This is a genomic window from Lysinibacillus sp. GW821-FHT14F06 (assembly GCF_058803665.1).
This window is the reverse complement of sequence record NZ_JBXAPF010000008.1, coordinates 16,073-35,523: the sequence shown is the minus strand read 5'-3', so window position 1 is coordinate 35,523 and position 19,451 is coordinate 16,073. Positions and strand designations below refer to the sequence as shown.

The window sequence follows — 19,451 nt, the reverse complement described above, 5'->3', positions numbered from 1 at the left end:
CGATTCTTCTCTTTACCCGAGCAGTTTTTGCTCCGACCTGAGCGATTCTTTCCTTTACCTGAGCAGTTTTTCTCCGACCTGAGCGATTCTTTCCTTTACCCGAGCAGTTTTTCTCCGACCTGAGCGATTCTTTCCTTTACCCGAGCAATTTTTTCGCCAACCTGAGCGGATCTCCTCTTTACCCGAGCAGATTCTTCTCCGACCTGAGCGGTTCTTTTTTTTACCCGAGCAGATTCTTCTCCAACCTGAGCAGGTCTCCTCTTTACCCGAGCAGATTCTTCTCTAACCTGAGCAGTTCTTCCCTTTACCTGAGCTATCCTGATTGACCATCCTCGCCCTGCCGAAAAAAGAGCCGCTATTCGCGACTCTCTTCTTGCTCTTTTGCTATATGATGATCTTTGGGAGCCCACCAGAATGCTGCGACAATTCCTAGAATTACTACAATAAATGGCGCATAAAACATAAGAAATTTCTCCATTATTCTTTCCTCCTATGCGTGATTGTCTTCTTTTCCTGTCACGTAATTTTTGTTAAATAGGAATAGCTTCAGCAATAAAAATAGTGACGGAATAAGCAGACATAGACCTAAAATAAACGCAATCACGAGTGCAATCGCCATTTGTGTACTTGTGAAGCTATCGTAAATTGTTAAATACGGGTACAGTAAATATGGATATTGCGCGATACCGTACGCAAAGAATGCCACTGCAAATTGTGCAATCAATAGTCCTACAGCAAGACCATATTTTTTTCGCATCCATATTAATAACACCGTAATAATAAATAGGATTGCTGAAATGGCAAACAGCCACCATAATTCAACCATATGATTATAGCTCTCTGGGTTGATGGATTTCATTTCATACACAATGCCTAGCGCACTAACCATTAAAGGTGCGGCCCAGATAAGCGCATATTTTCGCATTAGGTTTGTGGCTTCCTTATCCTTTGCTTTATGGGCATACCATGTTAAAAATACAGCTGAGATATAAAGTACAGCAGCTATGCTCAAAACGACAATACTCCAAGCAAATGCACTTGTGTAGAGCGTCCAATAATTTAAGACGGGCTGCCCATTGACAATATCAACATATCCGCCACCAGCAATCGCAAATACGACGGATAGAGAGGCTGGGATAAGTAAGCCTGCCACACCATATGTCAGTGTGTATCCGATATGACCTCTTGAGCCGTATGATTCAAACGCATAGTAGGAGCCTCGTATTGCTAGTAGCACGAGTGAAATACTAACTGGCACAAGTAAAATCGTTCCATAATAAAAGGCTGTTTGTGGGAAAAACCCTACAATCCCGACAAAGAAAAATACTAAAAAGACATTCGTTACTTCCCAAACAGGCGATAAATAACGCTTAATAATATTCGTTAAAATATGATTTTTCCCAATGAGTAGACTATAGGCGTTAAAGAAGCCTGCTCCAAAATCAATTGATGCAACAATGACATAGCCGAATAGGAAAATCCATAGTACTGATATACCTAAAATCTCTAAAGTCATAGGAAATCACCGCCTTTTTCAGAATGGCGATCTTCAATTTCACGTTCAATTGGATTCTTTTTGAACATACGAACCAATACCACAATACTTCCTACTGCCAATACGGCATAGACACCAGTAAATAATAGCATCATTAAATCTACATGGTCACTCGTAGTTGCCCCCTCTGGTGTTCGCATTAATCCATATAAAATCCAAGGTTGTCGCCCAACTTCTGCGAGCCACCAGCCTGCTTCAATAGCAATAATGGAAAGCGGTCCTCCTGCAACAATAATCCATCTAAACCAACGTGTGTGGATAAACTGCCAGTTACGTGCTTTCCCCACTACATAAAGCAGTGAGACAAGCACCATGAACATGCCAATAAACACCATTATATTAAAAAGATAGTGAATATAAAGTGGTGGTCTGTCTTCCTCTGCAAATTGATCTAAGCCAATAACCTCTGCAGTTGGGTTATTATGAGCCAATATACTAAGGGCATACGGAACCTTTATGGCATATTTCACTTCCTCACCATCTAACACACCAAAAAGTATAAGTGAGGCTTTATCTTCCGTTTCAAAATGCCATTCAGCTGCCGCTAATTTTTCTGGCTGGTATTCTGCTAAGTACTTTCCTGAGAAATCTCCGATAATTGCTGCTGCAATAGAGAAAATCAGGCCAATCTTCATAAGTAATAATAATGATTTTTTATGGTACACATGCTTAGAACCTCGAAGCATACGGTATCCTGCAATTGCTGCTAAGACAAATGCCGATGTCATATAGGCTGTCACAAGAACATGAGCTACCTTTGTTGGCATCGCTGGATTAAACATTGCTAAAAAGGGTTGAATATTCACTAGCTGCCCATCTACAATATCAAAGCCCTGTGGTGCATTCATAAATGCGTTGACAATTGTAATAAACACAGCAGACATGGATGCACCTACAGCTACAGGAATTAGCAATAACATGTGCTTTTTCTGACTATCAAAGCGATCCCATGTGTATAAATAAATTCCCAAGAAGATAGCTTCAAAGAAAAATGCAAACGTTTCCATAAAGAGTGGTAACGCAATTGTTTGACCAGCAAGTTGCATAAAGTTAGGCCATAATAAAGATAACTGTAAGCCTATTGCTGTTCCCGTAACTACACCAACTGCAACAGTAATGACAAAACCACGTGCCCAGCGTCTCGCCATTAAAATATAATGCTCATCGTTCTTTCTATATCCAGTCCATTGAGCAATCATAATCATTAACGGAACACCAACACCAATCGTTGCATAAATAATATGGAACGATAATGTTAGCTCAGTTAATGCTCTACTCCAAAAGACTGCTGATTCATTAATCATCTCATTGCCCCCTAACTTCCGAATATTCTTCCAAGTATGGAAAGTAGCATGATAATTGCAACACCGAAGCTTAGCCAAATGAGCTTTCTTTCCTGTGACTTATACAAAGGCAACACTTCCTTTCCCTTAGCTATACCCTCATTTTCCACTATTACAACGAAAAAAACCTTTAAAATGGACCGAAATTTCAGCCTATTATAAAGGTTTCAAATTTTGTTCAAGTAATATACGCACATTTGCCAAACATTTTTCTTAATTCATTCACAATCAATGATCACCATGAATTTTAACCTATTTATAGAAATTAATACTATATTATAGAGCGGTTTTTTAGAACCATAATTAGATGAAAAAAATTGAAACTTAAGTTATTTTAATCCATTCATGAGTAGCATGTTTTTTGAGAGTCTTCCTTTCACTATTAGGCGGAATCATCTCTATTTTGAGCTTCCTCTCTCCACAATTGAGCCGTTCTTTTTGAGCTACTTTTCCTTAGATTGAAAACGATGCGATCCCTTATTTGCGTTTCTTCCTCTCACTATTAAACGGTCCAGTACTCTTGTTGAGCTCTTTCTTTCACTATTGAGCGAAGAATATCCAAATTGAGCCTCCAATTAATCACACTTAAAAATCAAAAGAAAAGCTCTCTTGCACTGGATTAAGCACAAGAAAGCTCCTCGGTTTAATTATTCAATTTAAATACGATCTTCCTCACGAATATCTGCAAGTGGCACAAAAATTTCAATATGGCGTTTTAGATTTTCAAACGTGGCAGGCGCATCCCCACCATATTCGCCATCTAGGTTTAAATGTATTTCATCTTCTGTCGTCACTTTTACCACACTTGCTTTTTTATAAATCACTCGATCATCATTTAAATGCTCACCTCTTAAAGCCATTGCTGCCAGCTGGATAAATTCAGGAAGGCTTACTTTTTTCAATACTAATAACGTAAAGTATCCATCATTGATACTTGCGTCTGGTGCAAGTTTTTCAAAGCCGCCCACTGAATTTGTTAAGCCACATAAAAACATCATTGCATCTCCATCGAAAACCTCACCATCATATTCAATACGCATGTGGGAAGCCTTGATGGATGGAATCATTTCTACTGCTTTTAAATAATAAGCTAGCTGTCCTAGCATTGTTTTCATTTTACTTGGTACTTCGTAGGTCAACTCGGTAATGCGGCCACCCGCAGAAATATTGATGAAATAGCGTTCCCCATTTAATAAACCTACATCCACTGGCAACGTATCACCCTGTATAATAATATCTACAGCATCTTCAATATTTCGGGGAATATGCACAGCGCGAGCAAAGTCATTTGTTGTACCCATCGGAATTAAACCAACTTTTGGACGTTTTTCGAATGGGCTCACACCTGAAACAACTTCATTTAATGTGCCATCTCCACCAACCGCAATAATAATATCAAAGCCTCGTTCTACTGCATTTTTTGCCGCAATGGTTGCATCGCCTTCACAAGTTGTTGCATGACAAGATGTCTCATAGCCTGCTACCTCTAGTTTTTCCAATACTTCTGGTAGATGCTTTTTAAATACCTCTCGTCCAGATGTAGGATTATAAATGATTCTTGCACGTTTCATAACATACCTTCCTGCTTCATAAGATTCTATTTCATTCAACGAAATATTCGCCGAAATGTTGCACTATTTTTTAGACACACCGCACTCCATTAACGACTATTCCCACGCAGCTGTCACTTGATTTTTAAAATCCTCATAAACAAATGTCCAATAGGATTGATTCGTTATATTTTCCTCACGAATTTCCGCATATAATGCCTTTTGTGCATCTTCAAATGTAGGATCTTCTTTATCAGGTAGTCCTGCTCGTTTGCTCACTACTAGTTCCTGTAATTGTGGTGCACGAGGTCCCCATTTTCCGATAACCTGTCCAGCATTATTTAATAAAAGATAGATTGGAATAGCACGCCCGCCATTTGTTAAATAGCGATCAATTAAATCTGTATCCTCATCACGCAGTACAGCTCGCATATCTAGGCCTGCCGCTTCTGCAACTCTGCGAATAATCGGATTGTTTAGCATAGCATCACCACACCAATCCTCTGTAATCGTTAAAATCTTAGGCTGCTTGTCTTTTAGCAGCTCTACAAAACCATCATTTGTTGGCACTTCGAACCCATCATAAATGCGAAAACTCTCCTCTTTTAGTGTCGTCATATTATCCATATATTGCTGAATTGAAATGGCTTCATCAAAATATTGTTGCTCTGTTTTCATTGTAGGTATCCCCCTAATGTTTTATTTTCTATTCTATATTTTGCTATGAATACTCTTTTTAGACAACTGTAAAGCTTTATAAAAATAATGAACTTCTTTATTTATAACCTAAAATTTATAGATAAGCTATTATATTACAGAACATCGTAGAAAAAAGAGATAAATAAAAGAGAAGGTATAATAATTTTCGTAATTCCAAAGTGTAATGAATCATGGGTACTTCGGAAAACGGCACCATATTCAATTACCACAAGACCCTTTCTGATAACACGTAGATCCTGTTTATATAGAGCAGCAACAACTTGCATGATTAAATAAAAATTTTAACGAAAGCTCAACGAATGAAAGTTGGAGATCAAGTATTTAATACATACGCTACCCATCGCCATTCACTTATCGGGATGGAGATTTAGTGGAAACTAAACTATAAAAGAAAAGATGGTACTAAGGCTATAGCCTAGTACCATCTTTTTTTAACGCTTTGCAATTTCTTGTTGTAATAATTTATTGACCATTGGAGGGTTTGCTTGGCCTTTTGTAGCCTTCATAATTTGACCTACTAAGAAGCCGATAGCACGATCCTTACCATTTTTAAAGTCTTCGATTGATTGTGCATTATTGTCTAGAACCTCTGTAACAATCGCAAGTAATGCACCTTCATCTGAAATTTGAACTAAACCTTTTGCTTTGACGATCTCTTGTGCTGAGCCGCCATTTTCTACTAATTCAGCAAACACTTTTTTACCGATCTTAGAAGAAATTGTACCATCAGTGATTAATTTCACCATTTCAGCAAGATTTTCTGGCGTTAATGCAGTATCTTTAAGATCCTTTTGCTCCGCATTTAAATAAGCAGAAACATCACCCATTAACCAGTTGGCAGAAAGCTTAGCATCTGCACCGTTCGCTGTCATAGCCTCGAAGAAGTCAGAGATTTCTTTTGAAATAACAAGAACACCTGCATCATATGATGTTAAACCCATTTCCTCAACATAACGTTTTTTACGCGCGTCTGGAAGCTCTGGAATTTCTGATTTTACACGCTCTAGCCATTCGTCATCAATTGATAGACGAACTAAGTCAGGCTCTGGGAAATAACGATAATCGTCTGTTCCTTCTTTTACACGCATAAGGATTGTTTTACCTGTTTTTTCATCGAAGCGACGCGTTTCTTGCTCAATGACACCACCAGAAAGAAGAACGTCCGCTTGACGTAATTCCTCATGCTCTAAACCACGACGAACAAAGTTGAAAGAGTTAAGGTTTTTAAGCTCTGTCTTCGTACCAAATTCCTCTTGACCATATGGACGAATAGAAATATTGGCATCACATCGTAGTGAACCTTCTTCCATTTTACAGTCAGACACATCCGTATATTGGATAATCGATTTTAATTTTTCAAGATAAGCGTATGCTTCGTTTGGTGTACGAATGTCTGGCTCAGATACGATTTCTACAAGTGGTGTACCTTGACGGTTAAAGTCAACTAAAGAGTGGTCACCAGCATGAGAAAGCTTACCAGCATCTTCTTCCATATGAAGTCGTGTAATACCGATACGTTTTGTATAGCCATCTACTTCAATATCGATCCAACCATTTTTACCGATTGGTTTATCGAATTGAGAAATTTGATAAGCTTTCGGATTGTCAGGATAGAAATAGTTTTTGCGGTCAAATTTTGTTTCTTGTTCGATTTCCATATTCAGTGCAAGTGCTGCACGCATTGCGAAATCTACAACATTTTTATTTAGCACTGGCAGAACACCAGGATATCCTAAGTCAATAACTGTTGTATTTGTATTTGGTTCAGCACCGAAATGAGCTGGTGCTGGTGAGAAGATTTTTGAGTTCGTTTTCAACTCAACGTGTACTTCTAAACCAATGACTGTTTCAAAGTTCATGTTATTTTCCCTCCCAAATTTGAGGAACTTGTTTATGGAACTCTGTTGCTTGTTCAAAAGCATGAGCTACACGGTAAATAGTTGCTTCGTCAAAGTATTTACCAATAATTTGTAAGCCTAATGGTAGTCCATTCTCTAAGCCACATGGGATTGAAATGGCTGGTACACCAGCTAGGTTGATTGGAATCGTTAAAATATCGTTTGCATACATTGTCATTGGATCATCCACGTTTTCACCAATTTTGAATGCTGGTGTTGGTGCAGTTGGTCCAATGATTACGTCAAAGTCTTCGAATACTTTGTCATAGTCTGCTTTGATTAGTGTGCGAGCTTGTTGTGCTTTTTTGTAGTAAGCATCGTACGTACCTGCACTTAGTGAGTAAGTACCTAGCATAATACGGCGTTTTACTTCATCACCAAAGCCTTGTGCACGTGTTTCTTTATAAAGGTCCATTAAATTTGTAACGTTTTCTGCGCGGAAACCATAGCGGATACCGTCGAAACGAGAAAGGTTCGAGGACGCTTCAGAAGAAGATAGGATATAGTAAGCAGCAAGTGCATATTTGGAGTGAGGAAGTGAGACTTCTTCTACTGAAGCACCTAAGCCTTTTAATACTTCTAACGCATCATGCACTGATTGACGTGCTGCTTCACCAACACCTTCACCAAGGAATTCTTTTGGTACAGCGATGCGTAAGCCTTTTACATCACCAGTTAGAGCTGCTATATAGTTTGGTACTTCTACGTTAGCAGATGTTGAATCATTAGGATCTAAACCTGCAATTGCCTCAAGTAAAAGAGCATTATCTTCAACATTACGTGTAATTGGTCCAATTTGATCTAAAGAAGATGCAAATGCAACTAGTCCAAAACGAGATACACGACCATATGTAGGCTTCATCCCTACCACGCCGCAATAAGCTGCTGGTTGGCGGATAGAACCACCTGTATCAGAACCAAGTGAGAATGGTACTTCACCTGCTGCTACTGCTGCGGCAGATGCACCTGAAGAACCGCCTGGTACGTGGTTTAAGTTCCAAGGATTTTTTGTTGTTTTATAGTATGAGTTTTCATTGGAAGATCCCATTGCGAACTCATCCATATTTAGTTTACCGATCGTTACCATTCCGGCATCACGTAGTTTTTTCACTACAGTTGCATCATATATTGGCATAAAGCCTTCTAGAATTTTAGAAGCACAAGTTGTTTCTAAGCCTTCTGTTATGATGTTGTCTTTCACACCGATAGGAAGACCAAACAGTGGTCCACGCTCTTCAAATGGCACTTTGTCCATTTCAGTTGCTTGTGCAGTTGCTTTCTCTTCATTTGAAGCAAGGAAAGCTTGTACATCTCCATCAAGCTTGGCAATACGTTCATATGCTTCTTTTGTTAAATCAGCGATAGTTAAGTTACCCGCTTTAATGTCAGCTTGTAGCTCCTTTGCTGAACGTTCAAATAACGTCATGAGGAATCCTCCTATTTTTTAGTATTACATGATAGCTGGTACTTTTACTTGACCATCTTCTTGTTCCTTTACGTTTAACATCATTACTTCGCGGTCTAAGCCTTTTGTTGCCACATCTTCACGCATAACGTTTACTAATGGTAACACGTGGGTTGTTGGTTCAACATTCGTTGTATCTAGCTCGTTTAATTGCTCTGCGAAATCTGTGATTTTACCAAGCTGTTCAGCAAATTTTTCAGCTTCCTCTTCTGATATAGCAAGACGTGCTAAATTTGCAACGTGCTTAACTTCCTCTTTTGTTAATTTTGCCATTTTTTACACCTCCGAATACACATTCAAATTATTGTTTTTCTTGATAACAATAGGGTTGAATAAAGTTAACCATGCAAATAATCATAACATTTTTCCTATTAAAAATCACAACTTTCACCAAAAATATAGAAACTTTCACTACTGTGGCAGAGTGTTGTCTCTTTATAGGTGTATCCATTTCTTCGTTATTTCTAACCTTTGTTTTCTAGCTTTTCTTTGGATGGATACATAAAAATATAGCCAGCGCAGAGCTGACTATAGTTTATTCATAGATATGCACATAAGGTTCTTTATCATTCGGTTTCTTAATAATTAACGCCTCTGGACCGTTTATCGAAGTAATACTTACTTCAACATTGATATTTTCGAAATAATTCATGACAACACCAGTTAGATATTGGGTAAAACCCATAATTTCTGCTTGACCGAAGAATTGAATGGGTACTTCAATTTTTAGCTTTTGAATATCTTTATTTTGATAGAAGCCTGTTCCTATCACACTCGTATAGTTAGAAAAATATTTATCGATATCCAGTTTAAATTTCTTAAAGTTTTTGCTATCCTCTCGATAAACATCCTTCGATTCATCTGTTGGGAATAGGACATATTCTTCATCAATCGCTTGCCAATCTGCTACATCGTTTTGTCCAGATTTTGCAACGCCATAGCTAAAATACGTTCCTGGAATAATATCATTGTTAGCTTTCTGTTTAAATAAGCCTACTACAATCGGGACATCCTTCAATTCTTCACGAGCTCTTAGACGAGACACAATTTCAGTAGCCATTTTCTTGCCTTGTTCAACAAGAGCTGACTCTGGTATTGGTTCCTCATAATACTCCCCATATTTTACTTTTTGATAATAGTAAATAGAGTTTAAGGAAAGTCCTATCGAAATACCGCCTAATTTCACTTTATTATCTTTTGTCTTCGTTAAATAATTCTGCTCAACAATATGCGATAAATATATAGGTGCCTTCTTTGCACGCTCTTCTGCTGGCATAGATTCCGTTGAAGGAGGATTTAAACCATCCTTGATTTGGGAACTACGCTTTAGCCAATCGGTCACTGTACTTTTAGCTAAATATTGACCTTCCTGGAAGAAAAAATTCTCTGTGTCAAACTCATTTTGAGAAAGACGCATCAAGCCTGTTTCTACTTCCTTCATATCATATTTTGTATATAAATTGGAAACTACCAATCCTCGGCTAGCGCTTTCTTTGTAAGGCGTTAGCGCACCATAGTAGGATTCATCTATCTTGAAGCTTGGAATAACCGTTGTTTCCGCTTTTTCCTGTTGTGTCTCCTGTGTAAGCTCTGTCCCCTTCTTAGTAGGCACACAGCCAACTAGCATTGTAGCAGCGATAATTGCTGGAATGAGTCGAAATGACTTCATTATTTTAATACTCCTTTACTGAAATTCAATTTCTACTTGATGAATCTGTTCTTATGTAAACAGAAAGCTGGCATCTGCTATTAGAATACCTTGGCTTTCTGTCAAACTGGTTAGGACAGTTCATCAAGTATTATGATAATCACCTAAATTGTTAAACGAGGTTAAGTTGTTCTATCAGGCTGTCCTCATTCCAAACTTCAATGCCTAACTGCTCAGCTTTTGTTAGTTTAGAACCTGCATCAGCGCCTGCAATTACAAGATCTGTTTTTTTGCTGACACTGCCTGTAACAATACCGCCCAACTCTTCTATTTTCGCCTTTGCTTCGTTACGTGTCAATTGCTCAAGTTTACCAGTTAAGACAATTGTTTTACCTGCAAAAGGATTATCTCCTACAGTTACCTCTACCCTTTTACCTTTATATATCATATTGACGCCTGCTTCTCCTAGACGACCAATCACTGCACGTGCATCCTCATTTGAAAAATACTCGACAAGCGAAGAGGCCATTTTATCGCCAATCTCATAAATTTCAACTAGCTGCTCCTCTGTTGCTACCATCACTGCCTCCATCGTTCCATATGTTTCGGACACTATTTTTGCAGCCTTTTCACCAACATGTCGTATCCCTAATCCAATCAATAAGCGCTCCATTGAATTTTCCTTTGAGGCCTGGATAGCATGCACTAAATTTGTTGCTGATTTTTCACCCATACGCTCAAGCTCAACAAGTTGCTCAACAGTTAAATGATATAAATCAGATACATCGTGAATTAATTTCGCGCGCAATAATTGCTCAACAACTTTATCACCAAGACCATCAATATTCATCGCATTTCGGGATACAAAGTATTTAATACTTTCAGCAATTTGTGCAAAACATGCAGGATTTACACAACGCAATGCTACTTCGCCCTCTATACGAATCAACTCACTATCACAGACAGGGCAATTTTTAGGCATTTCGTAAGGCACTGTATCCTCAGGTCGTTGCTCTAGAAGCACTCCTACAACTTGCGGAATAATGTCACCAGCTTTTCGGATAATGACTGTATCGCCTATACGAATATCCTTTTCACGGATTAAATCTTCATTGTGCAATGATGCACGTTGAACTGTTGTACCCGCCACTTGAACAGGCGTTAAAATGGCAGTTGGCGTCACAACACCTGTACGACCAACTGTTAAATCAATATCAAGTAATGTTGTCACTACTTCCTCAGCAGGGAATTTATAGGCGATTGCCCAGCGTGGACTCTTTGCTGTATATCCTAGTTCATCCTGATGAGCAAAACGGTCCACCTTAATCACAATGCCGTCAATTTCATAAGCTAAATTCGAACGATTTTCTGTCCATTTATCAATAAAGGCTAATACCTCCTCAATTGTTGAACAGCGCTGGCGTTCCTTATTGGAAGGGAATCCCAAATCCTCTAAATAATCAAGCATTTCTGCATGACCATCGATGCCATATACTTCACCATCGCCGCCAATAGCATAGATGAATGTTGATAATTGACGACTTGCAGCAATTTTAGGGTCTAGCTGACGTAAAGAGCCAGCAGCTGCATTTCGAGGATTGGCAAATAGCTCCTCTCCATTGTCAAAACGTTGAGTGTTTAATGCTTCAAAGGATTTCTTAGGCATATACGCCTCACCACGTACCTCTATCGTGATTGGTTCCTTTAAACGCAAAGGTATTGCGCGAATCGTTTTTAAATTCGCTGTAATATCTTCTCCTACGACACCGTCTCCGCGCGTTGCGCCTTGTACAAAAACACCATTTTCATATTTCAAGGAAATGGCAAGACCATCGATTTTTAGCTCGCAAACATAAGAAAAGTGATCACCAATTGCTTGGCGTACTTTTCGGTCAAACTCTCGTAAATCAGCTTCATTAAAAGCATTAGAAAGACTTAGCATAGGATAATCGTGCGTTACCTTTTTAAAGCCCTCTACCACTGCACCACCAACTCGCTGGGTCGGTGAATCTGGGTAAATTAATGATGGGTTTGCTTCTTCTAGCGCAATAAGCTCATGTAATAATTGATCATAGACACTATCTGCTACGACAGGTTGATCCAACACATAGTAGGCATGACCATATTCATGCAATAATTTATTTAACTCTGCAATGCGTTGCTCGATTTCGTTCATTTTAGTTCCTCCGCTTACGCTTTTTCAATAGGTGCAAATTGTGCTAGTAATCGCTTAATGCCGATTGGCTGTGGAAAGGCGATATCTAGCTCTGTACCATCACCCTCACCTTTTACACTGACAACCATACCTGTTCCCCATTTTTTATGAACTGCTTTATCTCCAGCCTTCCAGCCAAATTGGTCCCCACCAGTTGCTTGTAATCGAGAGGTTGCAGGTTGCGTTTTCTGAATGTCTCCAAGTGTTCGCCTTTGATAATTGCCTGCTGAACGGCTACTAGCAGCAAATGGAACTTCAGGTTTCGCGCCACCTTTGGAAATAGACTCTGTAATCTCCTCTGAAATTTCACGTAAAAAACGAGAGGCATTGTTATAACTAGAACGACCAAAAATCGTTCGGCTTTGTGCACATGTCAAATACAAACGCTCCTCTGCACGAGTGATGCCAACATACGCTAAACGCCGTTCTTCTTCCATTTCATCCATATCATCAAGTGAACGAGAGTGCGGGAAGATATTTTCTTCCATTCCAATGATAAAGACAACAGGGAATTCTAAACCCTTTGCGGCATGCATCGTCATTAAAATAATATTGCCTTTGGATGTATCCTCTTTGTCCAATGCATCAATATCTGCAATAAGTGCTAAATCTGTTAAGAAGGCTATTAAGCTCTTATCATCAGTACGCTCCTCGAATGCTTTTGTTACTGATAAAAATTCTTCAATATTTTCTAGACGGCTTTCTGCTTCAATCGTTTTTTCATTTTGTAGCATTGCTCGATAACCGGATTTTTCGATCACCTGCTCTACCATTTCAGTAACCGATAAATATTCCTGCATCTCTGTAAAGCCTTTAATCATTGCATAGAATTGCTCTGCTGAATTTGCAGCCTTGCCTGTTAGCCCCATAAATACAAGGTCATTCATGGCATCAAAAATTGAACGATCTTGTTCAATTGCATAGCGCGCCATTTTTTCAAAGGAGGTGGCACCAATACTACGCTTTGGTTCATTAATAATACGTGCAAGCGATAAATCATCATCATTATTGGCAATCAGACGTAAATAAGCCAGTAAATCCTTAATCTCTTTACGATCATAGAACTTTGTACCGCCAACAATTTGATAAGCTATATTGGATTTAACAAGCGCTTCCTCCATTACACGTGACTGTGCATTTGTACGATATAAAATCGCAAAATCATCGAATGAGCGATTATCTTTTTTCATAAGCTGCTGGATTGTTTGTATAACGAATTGTGCTTCCTCTTGCTCGTTATACGCTTTGTACAAGACGATTTTTTCACCTTCTGCATTTTCTGTACGCAGTTCTTTCGGGTAACGTGTTGTATTATTCTGAATGACGTCATTTGCTGCTTGGAGGATGCGTTTTGTTGAACGATAATTTTGTTCAAGCATAATAACCTTTGCATTTGGATAATCCTTTTCAAAGGACAGGATATTGCCAATGTCTGCTCCGCGCCAACGATAAATTGATTGGTCTGAATCCCCTACAACGCAAATGTTTTTAAATTTTTTAGCCAATAACTGCACAAGTAAATATTGGGATTTATTGGATATGGATAGGTAAGCCTTTGAAGTGGTCTCTAGCTTTTCCCCCCATTCACACCGTACGTGAGAGTTTCCTCTCATACGGCGTTCCATCAGTTAATTGCTCTTCATTCTACTATTTCGTTTCTCTTAGTCCTACTTGAGCCTATTAGTCACGAAATATAGCCTGTTTTTTCAATTAACTAACTAATGGCTATCCCTCCACCGCTTATTATCACGGCTTCACTGGTACTGTGCCATCACTTTCACTGTGCTTAAAATGAGGTTATACATACATAGTAGCTTTCCCTCATACCGCTTCACTGAGTGCAATCTCTCCACGTAACCAGCTTCCCACGTTCCAAGAATCATATCTTTTCATATAAAATCCTTAGGTCATTCCTCTAACCCTGTTAGCTGGATGATGCCTGTAACATCATAAGGTGTTTCATAAAGACAAATCTTACTCCACCTCACTAACCCGCGCGTGACGGACCACCCTTTCGAATGGCTATACCTCTAGAGCCGTACATTCGGAATTTCGTCAGTAAATAGTTGTATAATTTACATTCTAACCATAGATTTTCTTATAGAACCCCAGCCTATCTATCACACAGAATACCTCTATTCCGCTTTCCTTCTTTCGATTAGGGTGATATTCAACTGACTTCACCGAGCTTATAACCTAGCTTTGATTGCACAAAACTACGCTATTCGGAGGATTAGGCGAGCCTTTCTGAGCGTTACCTCTTCATTCGACTCTTCTGATTCTTAGTTCTCCTAACATTCGTTAGTGGCTAATCTTTTCAATTAGCAACGTGTCGCACTATCTTGATACTCATCAACATGAATATATTGGAATTTATTTTGATAGTATTCAAGCACTTCTGGGACTCGCTTGAACAATGTAATAGTGGTCATTATTAAATCATCGAAATCTAGGGATTGGTTGCGGCGTAATCTTTTTTCATAGCCTTTGTAAACTTGTGCAACCGTTTTTTCGTAGGGATTATGCTCATTGATTTGGGCGACATAATCCTCTGCTGCAATACATTCGTTTTTTGCTGCACTAATTGCATTTAAAATTGCACGAGGTTCAAAGCGCTTTGAATCAATATTTTCTTCCTTCATCACATTTTTAATGACTGATAGTTGGTCTGTGGAATCTAAAATTGAAAAATTACGTGACATTCCAAGCTGATCAATATTACGTCGTAAAATACGTACACACATCGAGTGGAATGTGGATACCCACATACTATCACCCGTCCCATTACCAAGAATGCCATCAATACGCTCTCGCATTTCTCGTGCCGCTTTATTGGTAAAAGTGATGGCTAAAATTTTTGATGGATATACTTCTTTTTCAATGATTAAATACGCAATACGATGTGTTAGTACACGCGTTTTTCCCGATCCCGCACCCGCCATAATTAGAAGCGGTCCTTCAGTCGTTTTGACTGCATTCTCCTGCTCAGGATTCATACCTGCTAATAAATTTTTTGTTAACTGTTCCATTTTGCACCGCCTTACAAACATTTGTTCTTAAATTATATCGTATTTTTAACAGCCTTAACAGTCGCAAGTGCAGCTTTTAAATCATCATAAATAATATTACCTACTACTACTGTATCCGCATATTTTGCCATTTCTGCGGCCTGTTTAGTAGAAGTAATACCACCACCGTAAAACAATCGTGTATTATTAAGCTCCTGCTTCACAGCACTAATAACATTAATATCACCATAAGTTCCGCTATATTCTACATAAAATACTGGTAGCTTAAAAAAGTTTTCTGCCAGACGTGCATAAGCAACAATATCATCTATTGATAAATCTGTTTTCGCATTTGTCACCTCAGCAGCCTTACAATGTGGATTTAATATACAATAGCCTTCAGCTACTAGCTCATCCCATACCATGATATCCCCATATTCCTTTATAGCTTCATGGTGTAAGTTTTTAATCCATTTAGGATCATCACTATTTAACACTGTCGGAATAAAGTAATAGTCGTAGCCTGGAGTTACCGAATCGATTGTAGAAATTTCAAGCGCTATCGGTACTTCAAAGCGTCTTACACGAACAAGCAAATCTAATACACCGTCTAATGTTATACCATCTGTTCCACCAACTAAAATGACATCTGTTCCTGATTCACAAATTTTTTCTAATGCCTCATCTGTAATTTCCTTAGCTGGATCGAGCTTAAACACATGTCTCCATTCTAAATAATCCATTTATTTTACCACCTATCATTTTCTATCTATTCGTTTACAAGTATAGCTTATGACTGACGACAAAAAAATGAAAAAGACTGAGCAGAAACTCTACCCAGCCTCTTTACCTACTATTCTTTTGGTGCTTGAAATGGTTTTTCATCAGGATACAAACGACCTAGCATTTCATCATATGTATCGTTCCCATAATCAAAGCAACGTCGTACGCGAGAAATAGTTGCTGTACTAGCACCTGTTTCCTTTTTGATGGACTCGTAGGTTTTCTTTAAACGTAATAAATGCGCAACTTCAAAACGTTGTGCCAGTGATTGAATTTCACTAATCGTACATAAATCATCAAAAAACTTATAGCATTCTTCGATGTCTTTCAGCTCTAACACTGCTTTAAACAATTGATCTGTTTGATGCCCTCGAATTTTTTCGATTTGCATGCAATTTTCCTCCCTTTAAGGCTGCGTTTTCACCATTGCCTGTAACCCTGGTGAAGCTGGTACGAAATGAATCCATGACTTTCCTGGTACTAATTTAACAAGCTCCCCAGATTCTTCTACAGCCATCGGTAATCCATCAATATTAGCCCATTTAACTTCTCTCATAAAGCCATTTTGGAATACGTACGCATTTCCACCAGAAGTTAAATCAATTTCTTGGCGTCCAACATTATCAATAGTTCGATGATTCATTTCAAAAAATAGAACATTTGCCAATGATAATGCTTCGCCTGTTAATATATCCTTTGTGTCAACGCCAGCCGATTGTCGTCCATAATGATTACTTTGATGATCATACACATACGAATTGTGGAAATACTCACTATTTCCGTAGTAAATGTCAACTTTACTTGTTTCAATGCCTATTTTACCACGTTCATCAGGTTCATAAAAAGCCTGACGCACTTTTTCACTGTAAATCATTGAAGCGCCTATATTTTTAGCACCTTTTAATAAATTCTCAGATGTAATATAGGAATTATGTGGTGCAACACGATCCTTTGAACGTTTAAAGAGTGTACCATCATAATTCATGCCATTAATATTATCGATTACATTATTCTCAAGCATTGATTTAGCTTCCGGGCTATAACCATGAGCTACATAAAAAGCATCGAAGCCTTTAGCGATATCGACAAAATAGGATCTTGCACTACGAACAGGCCCAAAATTTTCTGGTAACTCACTTTGATAGACGGCTAAAAAACGAGTAACATCACCCTCTGCCAGCATTTCATAAATAATATCTGCTGCTGCTATTCCCGATTGAGGACGTGCAGCTGGATGATTATTAATCGTCACGATAATTGGACGTTGTGTGATTTCCTCTTTAACAACATCACCTGTTAACGGCGCAAGAAATGCTTCCTCTTTTACAGGCTCCTCAATAACTGGCTCTTCTTCAGCTTTATTCTTTTCGTCTTCCTTTACTTCTGAGGAATCCTTTGAACATCCTCCTATCAACAAGGCACTAAATGCCATAGTGATGAATAGTTTTTTTGATTTAAACACAAGCATTACTCTCTCTCCTTTAAACAATCACACAAACTGTAATTGGACTATGATTACGCTAAAGTGAAAACACAGCTAGCGCATAACTGCTGGTAATAATAACTTATTCTTCATAACATCAAAAATCCCTTTTGGTGTTATACGGATATAAGGTAAATGTGTAGATTGTAAAAATAATAAAGTATAGATTGCGTCACCTAGGCGATAACCACGTTCAGCTAATGCTTGTTTTAAAGCTAGTTCTTTATTTGTTAGCTCCTCTACATCTCCATCATAAAGTAGACCACCGATTGTCAAAGGAATAGAAGCAATAACCTCTCCCTTTTCTACAAGGACAATGCCGCCCTGCATTGCCTTCATTTCCTCAAAGGCTTTTATCATATCCTCTTTATTTTTTCCAATAAGTAAAATATCACCTGTATTGGAGTAAGATGAGGCAAATCCTTGAACACTAGTCGCGAAGCCTTTAATCATCGTATTTACATGCCAATTGCCGTCTCTATTAATGAGCATTAAGTAGCACTCATCATGATCAGCAAGCTGTCCCTCTCTAGTAACTAATGAATTATATGGTTTTGTAATTACATCGTTCACAAGCTCGATTCCAAAAGGCATTGAAAACTGGAAATCATGAGAATTTAACGAAAACCCTAAATTAAACGTTGGAATAGCTGAATAATCAATAGCAGCAAGCTTATGCACTCGCTGTCCATCACGTTTTAGCCAGATACCCTTAGATAGTACGCTTTCAGGAACTGGATGCCATTCATCTTGTAATATATTCAAAGAAGCAAAGCGTCCTGTCGCGATAAAGCCATGTAAGTTGGACATATTATAATAGCGTGCCACATTATAAGTAGCCATTTGATAGGCATCTATTGGTGATACTCCTGCATCTAAAGCTACTTGAATACATTTATCCATTACACCATCCTGATGGAAGGAAGGCGTTGAACCATCCGTCGTCATCATTAAATGATCAAAAATAGGAAGCTTTTTTTCTACAATTCCTTTTAAGAGATGCGGTAAATCTGGGCGAATCGAAGAATGGCGCAGTGTTACAGCATACCCCTGCATAATACGCCTTTCCACTTCCTCCACTGTCATTGCTTCATGATCACCATCTGCGCCAAGTAATTTCATGCGGGCTAACGTTCTTTCTGATGCTCCAGGAAAGTGTCCTTCTATTTTTTTGCCATATCCTTTAGCCATTTGCATACGATAGAGCATTTGGTCATCTCCATGCAGCAATCTTGGCCAGCCCGTTAATTCTCCTCCAAGTAGAACATCATCCCGCTCTAACCATTCTAAGATTGATGTATTAGAGAAAATTTCTTCCTCCTGCTCCATCTCAGTTTGTGAATCAAAGCGTGTCCACCAGTAAAAAGAAAACGGAAGCTTTTTCAAGTGATTCAATATTGAAAACGCTTTCTTATTTTCTAAAGATAAAACAAAACTTAAATTATCAGAAATAAAAGCAGTTGTGCCTAACTGTCCGCAAAAATCAGCAAAAGATTGTGGATGATAGAGCTGAAATGGATGGACATGAGGTTCGATATAGCCTGGTACAATTGTTTTATTCGTACAATCCACTACCTCTGTTCCCTCTATAAAAGGAGGCATTCTGTCACCAGCATAGACAATTCGATCTCCTAAAATCCAAATGTTTCCTACTACCCATTGTTTGAGCATGCTATGTAAATACCGTGCATTTTTTAACACAATATCCGGTGCCTTTTTACCATCAATTACCGCTAATTGTTGGCGTAATTTTGTAATTTTCCATACTGGATCCATTCTATCC

Annotated in this window: 14 protein-coding genes and 2 pseudogenes; all 16 read right to left on the bottom strand. The window is 38.5% G+C overall.

Translation table 11 applies throughout. The features are described 5' to 3' along the window. Nucleotides 1–355: 355 nt before the first annotated feature. Nucleotides 356–478, bottom strand: a complete 123-nt coding sequence (gene cydS, locus AC1RNS_RS09540) for a cytochrome bd oxidase small subunit CydS family protein (RefSeq protein ID WP_427548908.1) — start codon at nt 476–478, stop codon at nt 356–358. A 12-nt stretch (nt 479–490) separates the two neighbouring features. Beyond that, the gene (locus AC1RNS_RS09535; protein WP_492992184.1) at nt 491–1,516 is read right to left on the bottom strand and encodes a cytochrome d ubiquinol oxidase subunit II; all 1,026 of its coding nucleotides are present in this window, start codon (nt 1,514–1,516) and stop codon (nt 491–493) included. Further along, on the bottom strand, nt 1,513–2,859 hold the full coding sequence (locus AC1RNS_RS09530) for a cytochrome ubiquinol oxidase subunit I (protein WP_492992182.1): 1,347 nt from the start codon (nt 2,857–2,859) through the stop codon (nt 1,513–1,515). Before AC1RNS_RS09530 ends, AC1RNS_RS09535 begins: the two co-directional genes overlap by 4 nt. Before the next feature lie 695 nt (nt 2,860–3,554). Next, nucleotides 3,555–4,469, bottom strand: a complete 915-nt coding sequence (locus tag AC1RNS_RS09525; protein WP_492992181.1) for a diacylglycerol kinase — start codon at nt 4,467–4,469, stop codon at nt 3,555–3,557. A 96-nt stretch (nt 4,470–4,565) separates the two neighbouring features. Next, on the bottom strand, nt 4,566–5,126 hold the full coding sequence (locus AC1RNS_RS09520) for a thioredoxin family protein (protein ID WP_492992180.1): 561 nt from the start codon (nt 5,124–5,126) through the stop codon (nt 4,566–4,568). Between the two features lie 473 nt (nt 5,127–5,599). Beyond that, complete coding sequence (gene gatB, locus AC1RNS_RS09515) at nt 5,600–7,027, bottom strand: Asp-tRNA(Asn)/Glu-tRNA(Gln) amidotransferase subunit GatB (protein WP_492992178.1); 1,428 nt, start codon at nt 7,025–7,027, stop codon at nt 5,600–5,602. 1 nt (nt 7,028) lies between these two features. After that, nucleotides 7,029–8,492 (bottom strand): Asp-tRNA(Asn)/Glu-tRNA(Gln) amidotransferase subunit GatA, encoded by a 1,464-nt coding sequence (gatA, locus tag AC1RNS_RS09510; protein WP_492992176.1) that lies wholly within the window; start codon nt 8,490–8,492, stop codon nt 7,029–7,031. Nucleotides 8,493–8,516: 24 nt separating this feature from the next. Beyond that, nucleotides 8,517–8,804 (bottom strand): Asp-tRNA(Asn)/Glu-tRNA(Gln) amidotransferase subunit GatC, encoded by a 288-nt coding sequence (gatC, locus tag AC1RNS_RS09505; RefSeq protein WP_054772107.1) that lies wholly within the window; start codon nt 8,802–8,804, stop codon nt 8,517–8,519. Between the two features lie 262 nt (nt 8,805–9,066). Beyond that, entirely contained in the window at nt 9,067–10,200 is a 1,134-nt protein-coding gene (locus AC1RNS_RS09500; protein ID WP_492992174.1) for a CamS family sex pheromone protein, read from the bottom strand. A 151-nt stretch (nt 10,201–10,351) separates the two neighbouring features. Further along, nucleotides 10,352–12,355, bottom strand: a complete 2,004-nt coding sequence (ligA, locus tag AC1RNS_RS09495; protein ID WP_492992172.1) for an NAD-dependent DNA ligase LigA — start codon at nt 12,353–12,355, stop codon at nt 10,352–10,354. A gap of 14 nt (nt 12,356–12,369) precedes the next feature. After that, nucleotides 12,370–13,932, bottom strand: a pseudogene (locus tag AC1RNS_RS09490) (3'-5' exonuclease); the annotation flags it as partial. 798 nt (nt 13,933–14,730) lie between these two features. Then, nucleotides 14,731–15,423: pseudogene (locus AC1RNS_RS09485) on the bottom strand (UvrD-helicase domain-containing protein); the annotation flags it as partial. 32 nt (nt 15,424–15,455) lie between these two features. Continuing rightward, nucleotides 15,456–16,145, bottom strand: a complete 690-nt coding sequence (gene pcrB, locus AC1RNS_RS09480) for a heptaprenylglyceryl phosphate synthase (protein WP_492992170.1) — start codon at nt 16,143–16,145, stop codon at nt 15,456–15,458. Nucleotides 16,146–16,255: 110 nt separating this feature from the next. Beyond that, nucleotides 16,256–16,576, bottom strand: a complete 321-nt coding sequence (locus AC1RNS_RS09475; protein WP_004225717.1) for a YerC/YecD family TrpR-related protein — start codon at nt 16,574–16,576, stop codon at nt 16,256–16,258. A 15-nt stretch (nt 16,577–16,591) separates the two neighbouring features. Continuing rightward, on the bottom strand, nt 16,592–17,647 hold the full coding sequence (locus AC1RNS_RS09470) for a DUF3048 domain-containing protein (protein WP_492992407.1): 1,056 nt from the start codon (nt 17,645–17,647) through the stop codon (nt 16,592–16,594). Between the two features lie 75 nt (nt 17,648–17,722). Continuing rightward, nucleotides 17,723–19,444 carry an adenine deaminase C-terminal domain-containing protein gene (locus tag AC1RNS_RS09465; protein WP_492992166.1) on the bottom strand — a complete coding sequence of 574 codons (1,722 nt, stop codon included), beginning with the start codon at nt 19,442–19,444 and terminating at the stop codon, nt 17,723–17,725. Nucleotides 19,445–19,451 lie beyond the last annotated feature (7 nt).

Bases quoted from the DNA above. Each gene is read 5' to 3' on its own strand.
- cydS (WP_427548908.1), bottom strand. From the start codon at position 478: ATGGAGAAATTTCTTATGTTTTATGCGCCATTTATTGTAGTAATTCTA.
- AC1RNS_RS09535 (WP_492992184.1), bottom strand. From the start codon at position 1,516: ATGACTTTAGAGATTTTAGGTATATCAGTACTATGGATTTTCCTATTC.
- AC1RNS_RS09530 (WP_492992182.1), bottom strand. From the start codon at position 2,859: ATGATTAATGAATCAGCAGTCTTTTGGAGTAGAGCATTAACTGAGCTA.
- AC1RNS_RS09525 (WP_492992181.1), bottom strand. From the start codon at position 4,469: ATGAAACGTGCAAGAATCATTTATAATCCTACATCTGGACGAGAGGTA.
- AC1RNS_RS09520 (WP_492992180.1), bottom strand. From the start codon at position 5,126: ATGAAAACAGAGCAACAATATTTTGATGAAGCCATTTCAATTCAGCAA.
- gatB (WP_492992178.1), bottom strand. From the start codon at position 7,027: ATGAACTTTGAAACAGTCATTGGTTTAGAAGTACACGTTGAGTTGAAA.
- gatA (WP_492992176.1), bottom strand. From the start codon at position 8,492: ATGACGTTATTTGAACGTTCAGCAAAGGAGCTACAAGCTGACATTAAA.
- gatC (WP_054772107.1), bottom strand. From the start codon at position 8,804: ATGGCAAAATTAACAAAAGAGGAAGTTAAGCACGTTGCAAATTTAGCA.
- AC1RNS_RS09500 (WP_492992174.1), bottom strand. From the start codon at position 10,200: ATGAAGTCATTTCGACTCATTCCAGCAATTATCGCTGCTACAATGCTA.
- ligA (WP_492992172.1), bottom strand. From the start codon at position 12,355: ATGAACGAAATCGAGCAACGCATTGCAGAGTTAAATAAATTATTGCAT.
- pcrB (WP_492992170.1), bottom strand. From the start codon at position 16,145: ATGGATTATTTAGAATGGAGACATGTGTTTAAGCTCGATCCAGCTAAG.
- AC1RNS_RS09475 (WP_004225717.1), bottom strand. From the start codon at position 16,576: ATGCAAATCGAAAAAATTCGAGGGCATCAAACAGATCAATTGTTTAAA.
- AC1RNS_RS09465 (WP_492992166.1), bottom strand. From the start codon at position 19,444: ATGGATCCAGTATGGAAAATTACAAAATTACGCCAACAATTAGCGGTA.